Genomic DNA, 18,674 nt, shown 5'->3' with positions numbered 1-18,674 from the left:
ACTATTTTTCAATTTAGTAAGCTATTCTCATCTATAACGAATGGATGGACCATTAAATAAAAAATAGGCTGCCGATGGGTTCTCGACAGCCTAAGAGGCATTAATTGTTTCTCTTTCATATCTCTCAACTAATCTAATACGTATCTAATTCATACTTGGGCTGCCAGTTGTTGTACCTGGCTCTGGACGAGTAGGATTAGGATCATTATTAGTTTTACTAGTGGATTGATTAGGTTTCGATTTGCTATTGGATTTAACAGGAGCTGAGACTAATCCTGTTGAATAACTTTCTATAGCCCTATCTACAGATTGTTGAAAAGCTTCACTATAGTTTATTGTACAACCATTTTCATCATCGCAATGAACGCCGTTTCCATAGTCCACTGACTCAGCTTGAACTTCTTGAGTTGAAAAAACGGATAATCCTAAGCCTAAGGTTAAGGTTGCTAATCCTAATTTCATTCTTTTTTTCATAACAGACGCTCCTTTTTGCTTTTTAGTCCTAAAATGATTTGGCTTTCAACCTAACATAATTTTCACAACTATTCAACAAATACCATAAAGGGAAACTTCCTTCAGAGGGGGAAAATCTCCTCTGAAGGAAGTTTCCCTTTATAATCTATTCCTTTTTTAAAGGCACAAAATGGTGCTGGTAATACTTGATAAACCCAACAAACATTAAAATGGAACCGATGATGTTATAGGCAACACGAAATCCGTGAACAATAAGGAATTCTTGTGCTGTTTGTTTCAGAAAGTCAACAGAATGAACCTCTGCGCCTTCGATGAACAGGATCTCGTTACGTGACCATTCAAATACCATTGATGTAGCTCCTTCTAACACAATCATGAGAATACTGAACAACATCCAATATCTAACCGATTTGATTTTCCATATTAATATCAATCCTATAATTCCTGTTAAAATGCTTGCTGCTCCCAGAGGTGGAAAATAGGTATGTGGGCTAGCAACTTCCATAAATTCCATCCCAAGTTCTAACGAATTAGGGATGTTATGAAAAATATTGGGATACAACATGAACGTATCTACTAAAATGCTCCCCAACAAAATCCATTGAACCCAGAGATGGGCTATTACGGAACCAAAAGTAAATTTTTTTTAACATAATTTAAACTCCTTATTTGAGACTCAAAAATGTGTCCCTTATTTATTCTAAAAGCAGCATAATCAATAACTATTAACTCCCTCTTATACATTTCTTAATTAATTCTTAATTCATTTTTCAACATAAAACGAAACTTCATTCAGTGGGAGTTTTACGGGCGGTTCTCCGTGATAAATAAGGAGCTTTTGCACAATCGGGTAATTGATTGTGCAAAAGCCCCTTTCTACGACAATTGTCGTATATTATTTTTAAATCAAGGATACCGCTATATACATACAAAAGGTCATCCCTTTTCTAAATCATATTTATTCAAATTATTCCTCTTTAAAAAAGCTTTCTGGCAACGTAATAAAAATACTCCAAAGACTGATCACTGCACCGACCAACGAAACGATACTAATAAAGACCGCGTTAAAGCTGAATACGCCTGTCGGTACAAGAACGATAAATCCTAAGAAAAACATAGATTGATATATGGCTGAGATAAATCTCCAGAATTTATGGTTAAAAAAAGATAACAAGACTGGAGGAATAAACAAAATAACCATTATAATAATGCTTGCCTGAATGATTTGCGAATCATCTAAGGAAAGTGTATTAAAATCTCTTTGATAATAAGCGGTGACAAACAACGCTATGATGGATACGATCAGCGTTAAAACTAATAAACCTAATCTTTTCAAACATAGTCCTCCTTGTGCATGAAATATCTGCAATTAAGTTTTTTCATTATAAAGCGGAACTTCATTCAGTGAGTTTTTTTCGACGCACAGCTCTTTACGATGGGGCGAGTAACCGAAGCCCCAGTCCCAGCCAGTTACACTGCGATAAAAATTGTATTATTCTTACTCAGAGCTCATACAGCATCTTGTAATTTCCCTTGATAGATAGAAATCAATCCGGGCAGCTGCTGGATATCCTGCGGGGTAATAAGCTCCGGAGGTTTATCAAAAGAAACCATACCAGCTTCTATCAACAGATAAGCCACAAATTGCGAGCAGAAGTAAGCATTTGATCGCTGTATAGGCTTGTTAAACAATATTCCAAACAGACCTAATACATTATAGTGATAAACATCCTTTCTACTTTTAAAAAATGTTAATGTTTCTTGTAATTTCTCGCTTTGTTTTGAATTGATAGCAAAAGCATAAATAGAGCAGTTTGCTTTCTGGAAAAGCTCTTCTTCTGTACTTTCCTTCACAAATCCTCCCCAGAACGGATTGCGTAGATGCTTCCTGCCAAAGCTGTATATTTCATTTAGTTCCAAATCCAAAGCTAACGAAACATGATTGTATTCCGCTTTGGTGTACATTCCGATAGCTTTTGTCAGTAATGTACCAGTATTTGTGAATAAAAGATAAATATAGTCTTGTCTCATCTCTAGTAACCCCTATATATTTTGATTTTTCTGTTTTTTTAAACAAAATATCTTTTTATTTTTTCCTATTATTATTAAAATACGTCTTTGTGCTCAATATTTCTTATTGATAAATACGAAGCAACCGCACCAATGATAGTAAGTGTTAATGGTATGACGATGAAGGAACCTATCGATAGGTCTTCATTGCTTGCACCGAAAAAAGCTGCAATAATAATGGATGTAATAATCGTCGTTCTAACAGACTTTTTAAGCATCCCCAAAAATAGAGGGACTAAGCTGATACCACTGGCAGAAAAGTCATACAGAATGGTATTTCTAAAATGCTCTATAATCATTGGAACCGTTATGTCTCCATCTATAAAATTCAAGTTGTTATCGAACATCGTTAAAACAACTGTTGCAAAAATTCTTGATAAGAGTATAGAGAAAAAGGTAAAGCATATAATAATCAATAACTTTGAGCTAATTAATTTTTTTCTGCTAATCGGATACGTAAACATTAAAGTAATGGTCTTATCATTGTATTCATCAATAATTAATCTTGAAATTAATGCACCTGAAAATATAATAAAAACCATTCTTGTAATACTATCAACTAGAAAGAAGAAATCTGTACTGCTAGCAGTATAAAAATCTCTATCGATATATAACATGAAGAATAAAAATCCGGTAACAGCAAAGCATGCCGCTAAAGAGCTATTTATATATCGTCCAAAATTTATTTTCCTCATTTCTAAACTCATTAACTTAAGCATTTTCTCACCTCTCTTGATGTTCATATCGGCATTGGAAATTATATTAACTCCATTAGACACTTTTCCTAAACCGTGCATTCCTATAAATGTATTACTTTATATAAACTCCTTTTCTTGCTTTGATGGGATATGAATAAATCGTTTTTGGTTTACATTTTTTTGAATTAACATTAAAGTACATCCTTCTGTTCCATATTTCTTATTGATAAATACGTAGCAATCACGCCAATGATAATAAATATCAATGATCTAACAATGAAAGAGTTTATCGATAGTTCCGACAGTTCTTCATTGCTTATACCGAAAAAAATCGCAATAATAACAGATGTGATGATTGTCGTTCTAACAGATTTTTTGAGCATCCCAAAAAATAAAGGAACTAAGCTAATACCACTGAAAGAAAGGTCATAGACGGCTATGTTTTTTAAATATTCAGTTATCACAGGAATCGCTATGCCCTCATCGATAAAATTCAAGTAGTTGTTTAACATATATAAAACAGCAGCTACAAAAATTCTTGATGCGTATATGAAGAAAAAAGTAGCAGATATAATAATCAATAATTTTGAGATCATGATCTTTTTTCTGCTAATTGGATACATAAACATCAATGAGATGGTTTTATCATTATATTCTTCAATGATTAGCCTCGAAATTAATACACCTGCAAACACAATAAAAACCATTCTGGTGCTGTCAACCACGAAGAAAAAATCTGAACTGGTAGCAGCAACCGTATTTCTATCTGTGTATAGCGCGAAGAATAAAAACCCGGTAACAGCAAATCATGCTGCTAAAGCAGTAATAACATATCGTCCGAAAGTTATTTTTCTCATTTCTAAATGCATTAATTTAAGCATTTTTCTCGCCTCCAATTAAGGACAAGAAATAGTCCTCCAATGAAGCCGTCTTCGTATTAATGGATGTAATAGAAATATCATTTTCCATTAATTTTTTATAGATTTGATTTTGTGACATTCCTGTTTCGTATATCCTTATTTTGTTCATATCAAGTACTTTAAAATTTTGTATATTTAGCTCTGAATCAATAATATATACCGTTTTTTGAACCTCATCAGTTTCGATTTCAATATACTCCGCATTATTTTCTCTAATTGAATCCATGGAAACTTCTTCTACCAAATAGCCATTATTCATTACGCCTATTGTGTCAGCAATTTGCTCTATTTCCGCCAAAATATGACTTGAAATCAGTATTGTTATACCATACTCTTTATTTAGCATTTCAAGTAAATCCCTAATTTCTATAATTCCTACCGGGTCCAGTCCATTGACTGGCTCATCCAATATCAATAACTCCGGTTTCGTAATAACTGCTCTTGCAATCCCCAGTCTTTGTTTCATACCTAAGGAAAAATTTTTCACTGCTTTGTTATTAATGTTCTTAAGATTTACAAGGTCTAAAGCATTTTTAATATCTTGTTTATTGTAATAACCCATATACTCACAATGCATATCCAGATTGTCCTCTGCGGTAAGTTTCTCGTAAAAAATAGGGTATTCAATAATCGCATTCATTCTTTTAAATATTTCATAAGATTTGTTTGTCAACGTTTCACTAAAAACTTCAATTGCACCCTGACTAGGTTTTAATAGGTTCAGGATCATTTTCATTATTGTGCTCTTTCCGGAACCATTAGGTCCCAAAAGCCCGTATATTTCTCCTTTCTTGATATTCATATTGACATTGGAAACCACATTGCTTCCATTAAATCGCTTCCCTAAATCATGTGTTCTTACAATATATTCCACGATATTGTCCTCCTTTTCTTTGCAAAATTTCTATATCAATAATGATAAACGTTAAAATTGTCTTTTTTCTTAACGAAGTCTTACGAATTTCTTAAGTTTGCAAAGAGCAGGATGAGGGCACTGTTTAGTTCGTTTGTGAAGTCAATTTCTTTAATTTCACAGTAAAAACCGTTTTCTCATAGGCTTTGCTGGTTAAGGTTATATCACCTTCCAGGCTTTCCACTAATCTTTTTGTAATGGTAAGCCCCAGTCCACTTCCTTGATACAGTTTGTTTCTTGAATCCTCCAGCGTATACAGCCTTTCAAAAACGTTTTCTTTATTCATCTCGTCAATACCTTTTCCTTTGTCCCAAACTTCGATGTAAACAAATGCGTCATCATACTCCAAGTTTAGCCCTACTACCTGACCATCGCTACCATATTTGATAGCATTGGATATTAGATTCCTAAGTATTCTATCAAGAGCCTCTTCATTTCCTGCTACATAGATAGGTTCATCCGGAATATTAACAGAAACATCTAATCCCTGATTGGTTAATATTTCGTAGAACTCTAAAATACACTTTCTGCATACCTCGTTCATATGTATCTTTTCGAGCTGCAGTTCCTTATCGCCAGATTCCAGCTTTGCCAAATCAAAAAACGTATTAATCAATGCCAGCAGCTCTACTGCTTTTTCATATGCTTTATGAACTTCTTTTCCTAACTCCTTTTCGATGACCTTATTCGATTTGATCATTTCTAAATATCCTACAATAACGGTCAGCGGGGTTTTTAAATCATGCGAAATATTAGAAATCATTTTCCGGATGGATTCTTCCTTTTTGGTATAATCAGCCAATATTTTTTTATTATGGTTTAAAAGGTTGTTAATGCCAATTAATAAAGGAATGAGTTCCTTATCATCGGTAAACACCATAAGGTTCTCACTGGTTTGTTCAGAGATGATCTTATTCAATTTTTCATGCATATATTTTATTTCCTTATCTCTAACTACCTTTGACCTATATAAGAAAATAATTATTCCCGTTAAAATCAGGATGACGCTGATAAAAATATAAATCATTTTTTTCTCCTTTCAAACAAATTCATGATACATCTATTCTCCCAACTTATAGCCAATTCCCCAAATGGTCATAATATAATGAGGCTCAGCAGGGTTATCCTCTATCTTTTCCCTCAGCCTTCTGATATGAACATTGATTACATTTTCATCCCCAAAGTAATCATTTCCCCAAACTGTGGTATATATTTGAGCTTTTGTAAAAACATTATTGGGATGCTTAAGAAACAATTTTAATATATCAAATTCCTTGGAAGTTAGTTTGATCTCTTTGCCATGTTTCTGAACAGAGAAATTATTGATATCAACGGTTAAATCTTTATAGTTTATCACATGCTCTTCTTTTTTTGCTTCAGAATAACTGGTAGCTCGTCGCAGTGCCGATTTTACTCTAGCAGAAAGCTCTATCATAGAAAAAGGCTTCGCTATGTAATCATCTGCCCCCAGCTCCAGACCTAACACCTTCTCTACGTCTGTATCCTTCGCAGATACAATAAGAATCGGTACAGAGCTATCTCTTCTAATTTGCTTCATCACCTCTATACCATTTAATTTTGGCATCATAATATCAAGAATAATTAAATCAAATACATCGTTTTGAAACCTTTGTATTCCTTCTTCTCCTTCAAAGGCAGTAACCACCTTGTAGCCTTCTTTTTCTAAGTAATCTTGTACCATTTCGCTTACGGATAGATCATCTTCTACGATTAGAATTTTATTTTCCAAATGTAACAACCTCCTATAAAAAATTTTTTAGTTAATAGATTTTTTTCTATTATCTTATCATCAATTATGTATACTTATTTGTCACTTATTTTTTATTAGTAAAAATTTTCACAAGTATTTTATAAAACGAAACTTCATTCAGTGGGAGGTAGCGCCCGTTATCTCCCGCCTAAATAAATTTATTCTTACTCTTTATTTTGAGGCGGGAGTTTTACGGGCGGTTCTCCGTGATAAAGTTTAACATATTATTTTAGTGTTAAAGTAATGTTTGATCAAAGTGTTTATATTTCTGCTATAAACACTACTTCAAGCAGTGAGAGCTCCTGTCTTATTGCATCGAATAAACTACGATTTCTCACCCCTTCAAAAGCACTGTATCATGATAAAAGCGAAAAGGACGCAATCCATTTTTGCGCCCTTCATTAAAATAATACATAATTGGTTAAAAGTTATTCTTAGACCTTTCAAAATTACTTCTTCTTTACCCTCGGCCATAAAGGGCGTCTAACATACTTCATCATCGTATGGAAAACAATTCCCCATTGAATTGCTGTTAATGATCCTATAGGTGCATCATTTGACACACCCAAATTTCTCCTTAATCGTTTCAGCTGTGACGTTGTAAATATTCCTTTTAATGCCAGACCAATAGTAGCGTTAGGTTGTTTTAAAACATATTGCGCCAAACCGAGGAAAATGAAATAATCCTTGTTCGGGATAATCGGCTCTTTTCTTCTGGTTATGATAATCATTGCCGAATCTACATTTGGCGGTGGTGAAAAGTTATTTCTAGAAATTTTTCTGACGTAGCGTATATCAAACCACATTCTCCAAGCTAACACATAACTATCTTTAACAAACTGTGAAGTAAAACGCTTAGCTGCTCCTTTCTCCATAATAATAATCCCTTTTTGAAAACCGCTTGAGGGTTTATTTAAAAGCATTTTCATAATGGGAGTTGTAATGGAATAAGGAATATTCGATACAACAATAAACTTTTCTTTTGGTAAGCGTATTTTCATGATATCCTGATGAATGATTTTAGTAACTGCGTTTTCTCCGGTTTTCCTTTTTAGAATTTCTACAAAACTAGCATCATACTCTACAGCCAATACCTTACCTGCTCGTTGATTTAATACCGTTGTTAAAGCTCCCTTTCCAGCTCCTAACTCTACAACAGTATCTTTTTTACTTATATTTGCCCTATCAACAATTTCATGAAGCAGTTTTTTATTATGCATTAAATGCTGTCCTAAAAAATTGGGAGATTTATCACGATGTTTATAAACTTTTTTCGCCATCTCTTCTCTTCCTTTCTTAATAAAAAATCACGGACAATCTGCCTGTGATTTAAAGTAAAGGGAGAAGACCCATCCATATAAAACGAAACTACCTTCCGTTAAAATTTTCGTTCCATAATAAAATAGAACCTACTGGAAGCCATTAGCTAATAAACCTTCCTTTTACAACATGAGAAGGTAAATTAGACAAAAATAAAGAAAGGCAGAACAATCCGCCTTTCTAAACATCGCATATTGTATACTATCCTTCGCACCATTAAAGATAGTATACAAAATTCACATGATCATTTTACCGTTAAAAGCAAATGACATGTAAGGATAATATGAAATGAAGATTATTAAAAAAGAACAGACCTATCCCGTTTACTCTGCATACACAGGCAGAGTCTTTGAACGTATTTAATTACTGGTTCAAAGTTGGGAAACGAAGTCTGATCGAATGTAGCATTTTTTTAATAAGCCTCCTTAAATTTATTTAAATATACACGTTATATTGTATGTAGTTGTTCCATAAATGTCAAATCTTTTTGAATTTAGCATGCGCTTACTCACCTCATCAACAAGCAACGCAATTTCAGTTAATCATTTCTATATTAGCATTTTAGAAAGTAAAATACCCACTTCATCTTGAAGCAAGATAAAACGAAACTTCACTCAGTGGGAGTTTTCGACGCACAACTCTTTACGATGGGACGAGTAATCGCAGTCCCAGTCCCAGTCCCAGGACGTCGCGAACTTAGTCTGCCGTTCTTCTCCCACTGAATTAGCCTGAGTGATTCAGGGAGTTAGCTCACCTGATCTCCCGCCTAAATAAATTTATTTTCACGCTTTATTTTGAGGCGGGAGTTTTACTGGCGCTTCTCCGTGATAAATAAGGATGTTTTTATCATTTATATATCAATTTCAAAAAAATAAGTTATTGAATCCAGGGAGCGGCTGCAATCAGTGGTAAGATAGTAATCGTTCCCGCGCTCCAATTTTCCAGACCGATTTGATCACGTATCGTTCCTAATAGTGGTCCAACGGAAGTAATTGCCGGTCTTAAATTAAAACCAATAACCATAATGGTAATCAAATATAATATTCTCTTGTTGGAGGATGCTTCTAAACTCAAGCTATTTTTTGCTTTTACTCTTTTCTTCTCCATCTAATACCTTCTTTTTGACTTCTCCTATCCTTATTAAATAGGAGAAAATCGAGATTTTAACACAATATGATATATGCTATTGTATTGCATCCCCTATTATCAAGATACACATTTTACAGCAGTACTAAGCTGGAGTATTCTTTTCATAGGCCTACTCCTGCCTATTTACATTACACGTATTCCTGTATAAATATATTCTTCCATCCATCTCTCCCCCACTTATACCTACTATTATTGTTCTACTTTATGAATAAAAAGCATGTTTGCTTGGAGACCTTTAAAAATAACAATTAACCTTTCTACCTTTAAAACTTCCAATCTAATAAATTTGCATGAAATGTATATTAATAGAATTTATTGGAGAGCCTGTCAATATAACAAACTATTAATTGGAGGTATTTCCAATATGAAGTACAATATAATGATAGGCATTGCTTTTCTTGTTTGCCTATTCATTTTCTTACCAACAGTTCATGCAGATGACGGGAAAATGTACAAAGTAGATACGGAAACAATAGAATTAATGGATGCTCCCTCACAGGATGCAACTATTCTAGGTGAATTAAAAAAAGACTATAAGGTTACTATATTTGAAAATTCTAATGGTTGGGGTAAAACATTTTATAACGGAGAACAAGCTTGGATCGACTTACACCACCTTTCAGCAATGGATGATAAACAAACAGAACAAGAAAACAAACAACAAGATACAGAAGAACAACAAGATGAAACGGCAGCAGCTGAAGAGACAAATACAGCATCTACTCAATCAGCAGAAAACGGACAATTGTACCGTGTTGAAGCACCAGCCGTCAATGTTCGTAATGCACCTGACAAAAATGCAGCTATCGTCACTCAGTTGAATAATGGTGAAAAGATTACTATTTTTGAAGAATCTTACGGTTGGGGAAAAACGTATGTTAATAACGAAGAAGGATGGATCGCTTTATATTTACTTGATAAAGATAACGAGTCAGCAGTTAATAACGACGGATCAGAAGCCAACGAAACGTCGAATTCGCTGGAAACGGAAGAAGAAATCGAAAATGAAGAATCAGTAGTAACGTTAGAACAAACAGACGATGAATCAGAAACTGAAGATGTCGAATCTGAAGAAGATAAGCAAGAAGTTGAAGCGGAACAAAGCTCTGGAAACCCGCTGTCCGGCCGCCACTTTGTGATTGACCCGGGGCATGGCGGAAAAGACCCCGGCGCCGTGGGATCAGAAATATATGAAAAGACATTAGCATTGTCCACAGCCAAAAAATTAGGAGATCAATTACGTCATCAAGGGGCTTCTGTTACATTTACCAGAGAGGATGACACGTACCTCTCATTAGGGGAACGGGTCAATATAAGTAATGCAGCCAACCCGGATGCATTTATCAGCTTACATTATAATTCATCAGAAGATCAAGACGCAAATGGAGTTGAAACCTATTACAAGAATGAAAGCGGGAGCCAGATGCTTGCTCAATCTGTACAAACATCATTGATGAATCATATCAATCTTCATGATCGTGGAGCAAAACAAGCAGATTTCCAAGTACTGAAAGATAATCAGCAAACTGCGATCTTAATTGAGCTTGGCTTCATTAGCAACTTAGAGGAACAGCAAGTGATTCAAACCGATAATTATCAAAATCAGGCATCTGAAGGGATTATTGCTGGATTAGAAGACTATTTTAGTTAAAATCAACGGATGAAAAGGTAAAAGTGTGCTAAAATGGCACTTTTACCTTCCATCGCGCTTGCTGGAAATAACATTAGCAATAACTTCTCTAAAAATGTTAAAAATCCTTTATTTTCGATGAAGGTTTCTTTGCCTTGCAAAATCATAATAATAGTAGCAATTCCGATCAAAGGAAGTACAATATAAAATGGCTCCTCTGAGCTAAAATACATTAAAGAATCAAAAATAATAGATACAACGCCCCCAATAAAGAGACTAAGAATACCAAATATACACGTTTTTTAGATATAGTATTCACTCTTTTAATTGATGTTGGTCCGGGAAAGTATTACTCATGGAGGAAAATTTCTGTAAAATAATATCTTATATATGTTTATACAAACCCATTAATCTATTTTACTTCTCTATTCTCATTTTAAAACTGGATTAATATATTTAGTTAAGTTGATCATGGAATAACTCAAACGTCTTTATTATAATATACACTTATTACAAAGCTATTTATTAAACCTTTTTAAACGATAAAACGAAACTTCACTCAGTGGGAGTTTTCGAGGCACAACTCTTACGATGGGACGAGTAATCGCAGTCCCAGTCCCAGGACGTCGCGAACTTAGTCTGCCGTTCTTCTCCCACTGAGTTAGCCTAAGTGATTCAGGGAGTTAGCTCACCTGATCTCCCGCCTAAATAAATTTATTTTCACGCTTTATTTTGAGGCGGGAGTTTTACGGACGCTTCTCCGTGATAAAAACAATTCGTATTATTTGTAATCTGTTGTCGAACTGCCTCGAAAGATAATTCCTTTATCTCAGCTATTTTCTTCATAACCTCGATAATCATATTTGGGTGTGTCATCTGATCTTGAAAAGGTCCTTTAAATGACCATGGTCCATCTGTTTCTGCCATGATAAGCTCTAATGGATATTGTTTAATTAATGATTGAATCTCTTCTTCATACCAGCAATCCGGGGTGATAGAAATCATGTATTGATTATCTATCATACGGTTGATCGTATCTTTATCTCCTTTAAACCAATGGAAATGGGCGCGTTTCACTTGATATTTTTCCAGCATATCACAGACAACAGAGGCATCTTCATAAACAGCATGTAATACGATTGGTAAATCATACTTTTTTGCAGCTTGTATAAATTGTTCCAATATTGCATAATAAGGTGCTACATCCATTGAAGGGTCTTGACGTTTTGTATAATACGGAAGCCCAACCTCACCGATAGCCACAATCTTTTCAAATTTTTGTTCAATCGCTTGTAAGATATGATTGATTTCTTGTGCAGATGGCAATATTTGCTCCGGATGCCAACCAAAAGCAGGATAAACAAACGGATGTTTCTGTGCTAATTGCCACACCTTTTGACAGCTTTCAAAATCACTTGCAACGGCTATCATTCCATCTATTTTAAGTGTATGGATCAGTTGCTGCCGTTCATCCGGTTGATACCAATCCAGATGAATATGTGCATCAATCATCGAATACACCTCTCTATTTTATTACACCGTAATATCCTTAAATAATTCTCCAGCTTTTCTAACATCTACATTTCCGCCGCTTAATACGACACCTACTCTTTTTCCTTTAACAGATAGCTTTTGATACGCTGCTAAAGCAACAGCACCAGATGGCTCAACTACAATCTTTAATCTTGTCCACAAAAAGTACATAGCAGCTTTAATCTCTTCTTCAGAAACCGTCACGAAATCATCAACATGCTCCTTAATAAGCGGGAAAGTGATTTTTCCTAAGGTATGGGTGTTTAGGCCATCTGCTATGGAATTTGGGCTTTTTATTGACTGTAATTTACCTGTCTGAAATGATTTTGTTGCATCATCTGATAAAGCAGGCTCAACTCCAATTACCTTACATTCAGGCAACAAGGATTTTGCAGTAACTGCACATCCACTAATCAATCCACCGCCCCCGCAAGGAACGAGCAGATAGTCAAGCTCTCCTGCTTCTTCAATTAATTCTTTTGCAACGGTGCCTTGCCCTGCAATAATTGGTTCCGCATCGAAAGGAGGGATCAACGTATAGTCAAATTCATCAATTAAATTCTGTGCAATTTCTTCCCGAGATTCCGTCTTACGATTATACCTTATAATCGTCGCACCATAGTCTTTCACAGCTGCTGCTTTAACTTGCGGCGCATCATCTGGCATTACTACTGTCGCCGGGATACCAAGAATTTTACAGGTTAAAGCTGTAGCCATTGCATGATTTCCAGATGAAAAAGCGACTACACCCTTATTTTGGGATTCTTTTGGAAGCGTACTTATCGCATTATAAGCACCTCGAAATTTAAACGCCCCCATACGCTGGAAATTTTCACATTTAAGAAAAATTTGGTTTCCGGTTAGTTCATTTAATAATGTTGAGGTATGGACTGGAGTTTTGTGCGCAATTCCTTCCAGACGATTTGCTGCTTCTAGTATTTTTTCATACATTTTTGATTTCTCTCCTTTCTTAGTTTTATCTTAATTTATGCTCTAAAACTATAAAACTATTTTCTAATAATAAATCACTTCTTAAACCTAATATATAATGTAATTATATCATTATTCAATGGAATCAATGTAGAAAATTTTCACCTCTTAACCACCCATCTTCTAATAGAAAGCAAAAGCAATAATATAAAAATCGCTCCAAATAACATCACACCAATGATAAAGAACATGTTCCCTCCATATGGAATATTTTCCTGAAAACTGACAACTGGCTGTGCTCCATATTCTGTAGGCATGACGAGAAATCGAGTCATCTCCAGATATCCTAAATGAAAGCCAATGGACGCCCATAAACTTCCGGTGAATACACGAATCAAAGCTAAAGCAATCCCAAAAATAAAAAAGAGCACTAAATTAGAGATGATTGTAATATTTAAGCTTCCCATTCCAACCAATGTTTGCAAAATGTTGACGCCTAAGGAAAATGCCAAAAAGATTAATGTTTGCATGATAACAGATATCCAAGTAGCAAAACGCTCTCTTAACGTATCAAAAATGAGTCCTCGCAAAGCCAGCTCTTCCGGAAGCGCTTCATAGAAAAATGCAATCAGCATATTTATAAGAAAGGCACTAAGCCAACTACTAGGATTATGCCATTGTTCAATTTCCAACCAGCCAAATGCATTAGCCATGAATAAACCAGCGAATGCTAAGCTCATTACAAAAAGGAAACCTGTGAAAAAATGGTGACTTCTTTTTATGGAATATGCTGGATTTTGAGTTTGTCTCGTTTCCTTGTGAAACTTTACATATAAACGCAATATAATTGGAACAACGATGATACTCATAACAGCTGCCTGGATAATTAAACGGGTGTTTCTTGTAATTAAAAACTGTTCTTCAGCAATCGTTCCGGCAACTGTAGCTAAAAATAACCCAATCGTTGCTGTTGCCCATCCCCCAAGTAAGAATATGTATTTGTTTTTCAATATAAGTTCCTCCTATCCTATCAATAAATATTTTTCATTTTGATAAACTTTTATTGAAATAAAAAAATATTATATATACATAATATATACACTATATACAATATAGAAAAAATACGTATTTTTCAACCATCATCTATTAAAAATCAAAAGTTAACTTTATAATTACGCATAAAAAAACGGTCTTTTCAATGTATTACATAAGTGAATCTGTCTCTATACGCAACATATTTTAAGTGATAAAGTATAGTTATATATAAACGCTTACTTAAATGAAACAGTCATTATTGGAGGGGCAGGAATGGATAATGAAAATAAGAAAACACAATCTCTTTCTTCCGTACATAACGCACTTAGAATACTAAAAAGTTTTTCAACTTTTGAACCATTAAATTAAAGTTAGACGATTACTAATGAAGGATCAGATAGGTTTTATTACTTCTCTATTTTATATATTTCTATTTCCACAAAACCAGCCAAATTTTATATGTATAACTTATCTATAAAGTGAAACTTCATTCAGTGGGGATTTTTCGACGCACAACTCTTTACGATGGAGCGAGTAACCGCAGGCCCCAGTCCCAGCCAGTTACACTGCGATAAAGTCTGTATATTCAAACAAATTTGCGCCATTTGCTCCCTTTGAATATAATTATATAAAAGGAACACTTGTCGTAATAGAAAACCAAAGATGATAATTGCTAATCACGTCTTATCTAAAAACATACAATATATTAAAGGAGGTTAACCATCATGGTAAGTCACCAAACCACTGATAAACTTACCAAGGAAATAGAAGACTTAAGAAATAGCTTAGGAGAAAAAGTTTCCAAAAAGCTTGATTTGGATAACTGCCATCAATTGATTCAAAGGTTAGGTACGCTCTCATCCGAATGTGAAACATGTTACCAATCTTTTAATGATTTAGAAAGCCATCTTGTTCAACTTTTAGATAAGCCCGGTCAACTTACGAAAAATGATTTTAAACATCATCACCAAAAAATAAATAATATCAGTACGCATCTCATGAAAAAACACAAATTAGTTACAAAAGACTATTACCTCAGTATATATATGTCCTGTGGTCTCAGCATTGGGCTTGTTTTTGGACTTTTATTTGATAATCTCGCATTAGGATTGCCAATTGGTTTAGGTATTGGTGTAACAGTTGGAGCCATTTTAGATGCAGATATTAAGAAAAAAGGAAGAACTATATAGCATTAAAACTAATCCATTCAATACAACATTCTCCACAGATAAAATGTAGCATACGATTCCCAATTTTCCCACTGAGAGGCTAACGCTCTAATTTCTACTTTTGTCGGCTTTCGGTCCATACCCATTACGAATTTAATCGCATTGATCAATCCCACATCATCAATAGGAAAAGCATTCTGATAGCGGAGGCAGCGCATCAATACATAATTCGCTGTCCATGGGCCGATTCCCCGAATACGGACCAACTCTTCTTCAGCTTGCTTTAAATCATCCAAATGTAATAATTTTTCTTTTGATAAATCTCCATTTGCCATCAACTTCGCCACATCAATAATATATTCTCTTTTCCTTTTTGTCATTTTGATATCAGCCAGATCTTCCACAGTTAAACGAGAAATCTTATCAAAAGAAGGAAAAATCCAATATTTTTTCCCATTGTAATCTAATGAGTCACCAAACTTTTCAACAAATTGACGTTTCAATGTATAGGCAAATGGTAAGTTAATCTGCTGTCCTAAAATTCCCCAGCATAACGCTTCAAACAAATCATTTAACCCCATAACCCTTAGTCCATAAAACCTTTCAATGGCTTGTTTTAACAGCGAATCTTGCCAGCCCATTTCATAAAACGGCAACAGATTGCGCTCCAAGTCAAACCATTCACAAACGTCATGCACGATAGCCTTCTTATCTTCTAATAAAATCGGCTCCGTATCGGCTAAAAATTCAACAACTATGTTTTCCCTATCTGCTTCACTTATACGTACTAAAGTTCGCATGTGATTTATTTTCATCACTCGGGTAATCCTATTATTTTCTATTTCGTACATGCATTCATTTGCGTTCCTTTGTAAATAATCCAAATTCACCTTAAAATCAAAAGGGGTAGGTGTTTCGATGAAGATATGATGTTTTTTTGCTTTCCAAGTTATCATTTTGTTTCAGCTCCCGGATTGAAGACTTATAAATGATTTACGTAATAAATTTCACTACCCTATCATTAGCTCTAATTAAATGGTTGCAAAAAAGGCAAAGAAATATGGCTTTTCCAATATCCCCCTGCCTTCTTAAATGACTTCCCTTTACTTGTTTCATTGCACCGTATTCACAAAAATTACTCGCTAGCAGTCTTTCTTAAAATCCCCTTCATTCTTTCTCTCATTTCTTTTGTATACCCTTGCTGTCCACCGGTATGAATAAAAAGAATATTTTCCTGATCATCATAATTCCCATTTTTAATTTCAGTCACTAATCCTTTAAAAGCTTTTCCTGTATATACGGGATCAAGAATAACTCCCTCACTTTTAGCAACATCCCTATAAAACGCCAATTCTTCATCTGTTGCTTGGCCATAACCAAGTCCAATATAGCTATCATTAATAGAAATACGATCAAAATGGTGTTTGATGTCTTCCAAATCATTAACAATTGCCATCACATCTTCTTTGAACACTTCTGCTATTTGATCAACAGAATAACCGATAATTTTCTTTTTCGTATCTGCTCCTTCATTTGCATACCATAGTCCTGCATATGTTCCACCTGAGCCAATTGCCAGGTTAATAGAATCAAAATGAATACCCATCTCTACTTCCTGCTTCATGATTTCATTATAACAATGAATATAACCGTAAGAACCAATGGCATTTGAAGCGCCGACCGGGATAAGTAATACCTTTTTCCCTTGCGTTTCTAAACCCTTCTTTAACTCCTCCATCGCATCTTCTCGGGATTCACTGGATGGAATAATATTTACATTCGCTCCAAGCATCTCATCCAAAAATAAATTTCCTTCATATTCTCCTGCTTCACCTCTAAGAACCAGGTGACATTCTAAATCCATCATGGCACAAATAGCAGCGGTTGCCCGGGCATGATTTGATTGACAGGCCCCTGTAGTAATAATTGTGTCATATTCATTATCCAGCGCATAGGCAACGAGGTACTCCAGTTTTCTTATTTTGTTCCCCGAGACTTCAATACCTGTAAAATCATCCCGTTTCATAAAAATGTTCTTGCCTAACTCCTTGCTGAGTTTTTCCAGCTTTTGAATTGGTGTATCTAAATTAGCAATATTTAATTTACGCATCATTTGTTCCTCTCACTTTCTTCCTTTTTATACCTTTATGATAGCGAATAAGAACGTACATAAGCAACTATTAGATGATTGAGATTTATTCAAATAACTCGTAAATCTCTTTAAATATCGTATTTTGTATTGTTAAACCTCTTGTTTAATAGTGTCTCTCATATGTTTAGTCTCTGGGTGAGTGAAAACATATTGTTTTTAATGCCTTGCAAACTTTTTAGCAACTTTGTAACTAAAGAAGCAATAAAAAGCCCACTTCTTTTCAAGCTTTTTATTGCTTCTTCTGTCTTTTTTTATATTTGAAAACAATAACAAAAATAATATACAAGATGAAAACTGCGCCAATTCCTATACCAAATGTCTTGTTAAAATCATTATTTATTAAATACAGCAATATGAAAGTGATAAACCCGATAATAAATGCTGAGTTCCAACTGCCCCTCCCCATTAATATCACACCTTTTATGAAAGGATTATATAAATTTTTCTTGCAATTCGAAGTTTTGTTTTTTTAATTAATCGCTATTTATCCTTTTTAAATTGTAATTTAACCATTATTAATACTGCTAAAGAAGTAACAAACGATGCTGTTGCTATTATAAGTGTCATTTTAATTCTCCCTCATTTACTTATACTCTTTTTGGTGATTATATAATATACTCTTATACAAACATATAATACTATATAAAAAATGAATAAAACGTTGATACATCAACTTTCTGTTAATTGTAAATAAAAAGGAAAACGTAAGAAAGCATATAATAATATATCAATTTGGGGCTATTTTGGGGCTAAATTGGGACTAACAAAATAATACGCGGACTAGGCGATAATAGCACATAAAAGAGAGGGTAGACCTCTCTTTTTAATTTACCATAAATATATAAAAAAAGGACGCCCATAGAGAGAGCGCGCCAATAAGGAATAATGTAATATGAGAAATAATTCTCAT

Annotated in this window: 19 protein-coding genes and 1 pseudogene; 2 read left to right on the top strand and 18 right to left on the bottom strand. The window is 34.3% G+C overall.

The annotated features are described in order from the left end of the window. Positions 1 to 144: 144 nt before the first annotated feature. The 12 genes and pseudogenes from BN986_RS13815 to BN986_RS13765 form a co-directional block, all read right to left on the bottom strand. The gene (locus BN986_RS13815; RefSeq protein WP_040981124.1) at positions 145 to 474 is read right to left on the bottom strand and encodes a leucocin A/sakacin P family class II bacteriocin; all 330 of its coding nucleotides are present in this window, start codon (positions 472 to 474) and stop codon (positions 145 to 147) included. Between the two features lie 145 nt (positions 475 to 619). Beyond that, positions 620 to 1,039, bottom strand: coding sequence for a hypothetical protein (locus tag BN986_RS13810; RefSeq protein ID WP_244445005.1), 420 nt, complete (start codon positions 1,037 to 1,039; stop codon positions 620 to 622). A gap of 402 nt (positions 1,040 to 1,441) precedes the next feature. Further along, positions 1,442 to 1,810: a hypothetical protein gene (locus BN986_RS13805; protein ID WP_040981122.1), complete on the bottom strand. Its 369-nt coding sequence runs from the start codon at positions 1,808 to 1,810 to the stop codon at positions 1,442 to 1,444. A 173-nt stretch (positions 1,811 to 1,983) separates the two neighbouring features. Beyond that, positions 1,984 to 2,505, bottom strand: a complete 522-nt coding sequence (locus BN986_RS13800; RefSeq protein ID WP_040981121.1) for a hypothetical protein — start codon at positions 2,503 to 2,505, stop codon at positions 1,984 to 1,986. A 74-nt stretch (positions 2,506 to 2,579) separates the two neighbouring features. Further along, positions 2,580 to 3,287, bottom strand: a complete 708-nt coding sequence (locus BN986_RS13795) for an ABC transporter permease (protein ID WP_476739075.1) — start codon at positions 3,285 to 3,287, stop codon at positions 2,580 to 2,582. A gap of 146 nt (positions 3,288 to 3,433) precedes the next feature. Then, positions 3,434 to 4,012, bottom strand: a pseudogene (locus BN986_RS13790) (ABC transporter permease); the annotation flags it as partial. A 103-nt stretch (positions 4,013 to 4,115) separates the two neighbouring features. Continuing rightward, complete coding sequence (locus BN986_RS13785) at positions 4,116 to 5,036, bottom strand: ATP-binding cassette domain-containing protein (RefSeq protein ID WP_040981119.1); 921 nt, start codon at positions 5,034 to 5,036, stop codon at positions 4,116 to 4,118. A 124-nt stretch (positions 5,037 to 5,160) separates the two neighbouring features. Further along, positions 5,161 to 6,102, bottom strand: coding sequence for a sensor histidine kinase (locus BN986_RS13780; RefSeq protein WP_040981118.1), 942 nt, complete (start codon positions 6,100 to 6,102; stop codon positions 5,161 to 5,163). Positions 6,103 to 6,135: 33 nt separating this feature from the next. Beyond that, on the bottom strand, positions 6,136 to 6,825 hold the full coding sequence (locus BN986_RS13775; protein WP_040981117.1) for a response regulator transcription factor: 690 nt from the start codon (positions 6,823 to 6,825) through the stop codon (positions 6,136 to 6,138). A gap of 470 nt (positions 6,826 to 7,295) precedes the next feature. Beyond that, the gene (gene erm, locus BN986_RS13770; RefSeq protein ID WP_040981116.1) at positions 7,296 to 8,126 is read right to left on the bottom strand and encodes a 23S ribosomal RNA methyltransferase Erm; all 831 of its coding nucleotides are present in this window, start codon (positions 8,124 to 8,126) and stop codon (positions 7,296 to 7,298) included. Between the two features lie 403 nt (positions 8,127 to 8,529). Further along, entirely contained in the window at positions 8,530 to 8,574 is a 45-nt protein-coding gene (locus tag BN986_RS28095; RefSeq protein ID WP_148417149.1) for an erythromycin resistance leader peptide, read from the bottom strand. 468 nt (positions 8,575 to 9,042) lie between these two features. Then, a complete protein-coding gene (locus tag BN986_RS13765; RefSeq protein WP_040981115.1) occupies positions 9,043 to 9,273 on the bottom strand; it encodes a hypothetical protein in 231 nt (76 codons plus the stop codon). Between the two features lie 406 nt (positions 9,274 to 9,679). Between BN986_RS13765 and BN986_RS25765 the strand changes: the two genes are divergently transcribed. Beyond that, on the top strand, positions 9,680 to 10,966 hold the full coding sequence (locus BN986_RS25765; RefSeq protein WP_052400797.1) for an N-acetylmuramoyl-L-alanine amidase family protein: 1,287 nt from the start codon (positions 9,680 to 9,682) through the stop codon (positions 10,964 to 10,966). Between the two features lie 2 nt (positions 10,967 to 10,968). On the opposite strand, the gene BN986_RS13755 is transcribed toward BN986_RS25765, so the two are convergent. From BN986_RS13755 to BN986_RS13740, 4 genes are all read right to left on the bottom strand, one after another. Further along, on the bottom strand, positions 10,969 to 11,178 hold the full coding sequence (locus BN986_RS13755) for a hypothetical protein (protein ID WP_040981114.1): 210 nt from the start codon (positions 11,176 to 11,178) through the stop codon (positions 10,969 to 10,971). 487 nt (positions 11,179 to 11,665) lie between these two features. Continuing rightward, a complete protein-coding gene (locus tag BN986_RS13750) occupies positions 11,666 to 12,457 on the bottom strand; it encodes a TatD family hydrolase (protein WP_040981113.1) in 792 nt (263 codons plus the stop codon). A gap of 21 nt (positions 12,458 to 12,478) precedes the next feature. Beyond that, positions 12,479 to 13,429, bottom strand: a complete 951-nt coding sequence (locus BN986_RS13745; RefSeq protein WP_040981112.1) for a threo-3-hydroxy-L-aspartate ammonia-lyase — start codon at positions 13,427 to 13,429, stop codon at positions 12,479 to 12,481. A 140-nt stretch (positions 13,430 to 13,569) separates the two neighbouring features. Next, on the bottom strand, positions 13,570 to 14,418 hold the full coding sequence (locus BN986_RS13740) for a CPBP family intramembrane glutamic endopeptidase (protein WP_040981111.1): 849 nt from the start codon (positions 14,416 to 14,418) through the stop codon (positions 13,570 to 13,572). 750 nt (positions 14,419 to 15,168) lie between these two features. Between BN986_RS13740 and BN986_RS27665 the strand changes: the two genes are divergently transcribed. Further along, entirely contained in the window at positions 15,169 to 15,633 is a 465-nt protein-coding gene (locus BN986_RS27665) for a glycine zipper domain-containing protein (RefSeq protein WP_040981110.1), read from the top strand. Positions 15,634 to 15,650: 17 nt separating this feature from the next. Here the strand turns inward: BN986_RS27665 and BN986_RS13730 are convergent, their stop codons facing one another. Together BN986_RS13730 and BN986_RS13725 are read right to left on the bottom strand one after the other, a co-directional pair. Further along, on the bottom strand, positions 15,651 to 16,568 hold the full coding sequence (locus BN986_RS13730) for a DNA-3-methyladenine glycosylase family protein (protein WP_052400796.1): 918 nt from the start codon (positions 16,566 to 16,568) through the stop codon (positions 15,651 to 15,653). Between the two features lie 179 nt (positions 16,569 to 16,747). Further along, on the bottom strand, positions 16,748 to 17,722 hold the full coding sequence (locus tag BN986_RS13725; protein WP_040981109.1) for a D-cysteine desulfhydrase family protein: 975 nt from the start codon (positions 17,720 to 17,722) through the stop codon (positions 16,748 to 16,750). Positions 17,723 to 18,674: the final 952 nt, after the last annotated feature.

Source organism: Oceanobacillus jeddahensis, assembly GCF_000750635.1.
In the GTDB taxonomy this organism is placed as follows: domain Bacteria; phylum Bacillota; class Bacilli; order Bacillales; family Amphibacillaceae; genus Oceanobacillus; species Oceanobacillus jeddahense.
The sequence above is the reverse complement of the archived record's forward strand: the minus strand, read 5'-3'. Positions and strand labels throughout refer to the sequence as shown.

What these genes read in the sequence shown, in the direction of transcription:
- BN986_RS25765 (WP_052400797.1), top strand. Translation starts at nt 9,680, where the DNA reads ATGAAGTACAATATAATGATAGGCATTGCTTTTCTTGTTTGCCTATTC.
- BN986_RS13810 (WP_244445005.1), bottom strand. Translation starts at nt 1,039, where the DNA reads ATGTTGTATCCCAATATTTTTCATAACATCCCTAATTCGTTAGAACTT.
- BN986_RS13765 (WP_040981115.1), bottom strand. Translation starts at nt 9,273, where the DNA reads ATGGAGAAGAAAAGAGTAAAAGCAAAAAATAGCTTGAGTTTAGAAGCA.
- BN986_RS13730 (WP_052400796.1), bottom strand. Translation starts at nt 16,568, where the DNA reads ATGATAACTTGGAAAGCAAAAAAACATCATATCTTCATCGAAACACCT.
- BN986_RS13725 (WP_040981109.1), bottom strand. Translation starts at nt 17,722, where the DNA reads ATGCGTAAATTAAATATTGCTAATTTAGATACACCAATTCAAAAGCTG.
- BN986_RS13755 (WP_040981114.1), bottom strand. Translation starts at nt 11,178, where the DNA reads ATGTATTTTAGCTCAGAGGAGCCATTTTATATTGTACTTCCTTTGATC.
- BN986_RS27665 (WP_040981110.1), top strand. Translation starts at nt 15,169, where the DNA reads ATGGTAAGTCACCAAACCACTGATAAACTTACCAAGGAAATAGAAGAC.
- BN986_RS13815 (WP_040981124.1), bottom strand. Translation starts at nt 474, where the DNA reads ATGAAAAAAAGAATGAAATTAGGATTAGCAACCTTAACCTTAGGCTTA.
- BN986_RS13750 (WP_040981113.1), bottom strand. Translation starts at nt 12,457, where the DNA reads ATGATTGATGCACATATTCATCTGGATTGGTATCAACCGGATGAACGG.
- BN986_RS13780 (WP_040981118.1), bottom strand. Translation starts at nt 6,102, where the DNA reads ATGATTTATATTTTTATCAGCGTCATCCTGATTTTAACGGGAATAATT.
- BN986_RS13800 (WP_040981121.1), bottom strand. Translation starts at nt 2,505, where the DNA reads ATGAGACAAGACTATATTTATCTTTTATTCACAAATACTGGTACATTA.
- erm (WP_040981116.1), bottom strand. Translation starts at nt 8,126, where the DNA reads ATGGCGAAAAAAGTTTATAAACATCGTGATAAATCTCCCAATTTTTTA.
- BN986_RS13745 (WP_040981112.1), bottom strand. Translation starts at nt 13,429, where the DNA reads ATGTATGAAAAAATACTAGAAGCAGCAAATCGTCTGGAAGGAATTGCG.
- BN986_RS13795 (WP_476739075.1), bottom strand. Translation starts at nt 3,287, where the DNA reads ATGAACATCAAGAGAGGTGAGAAAATGCTTAAGTTAATGAGTTTAGAA.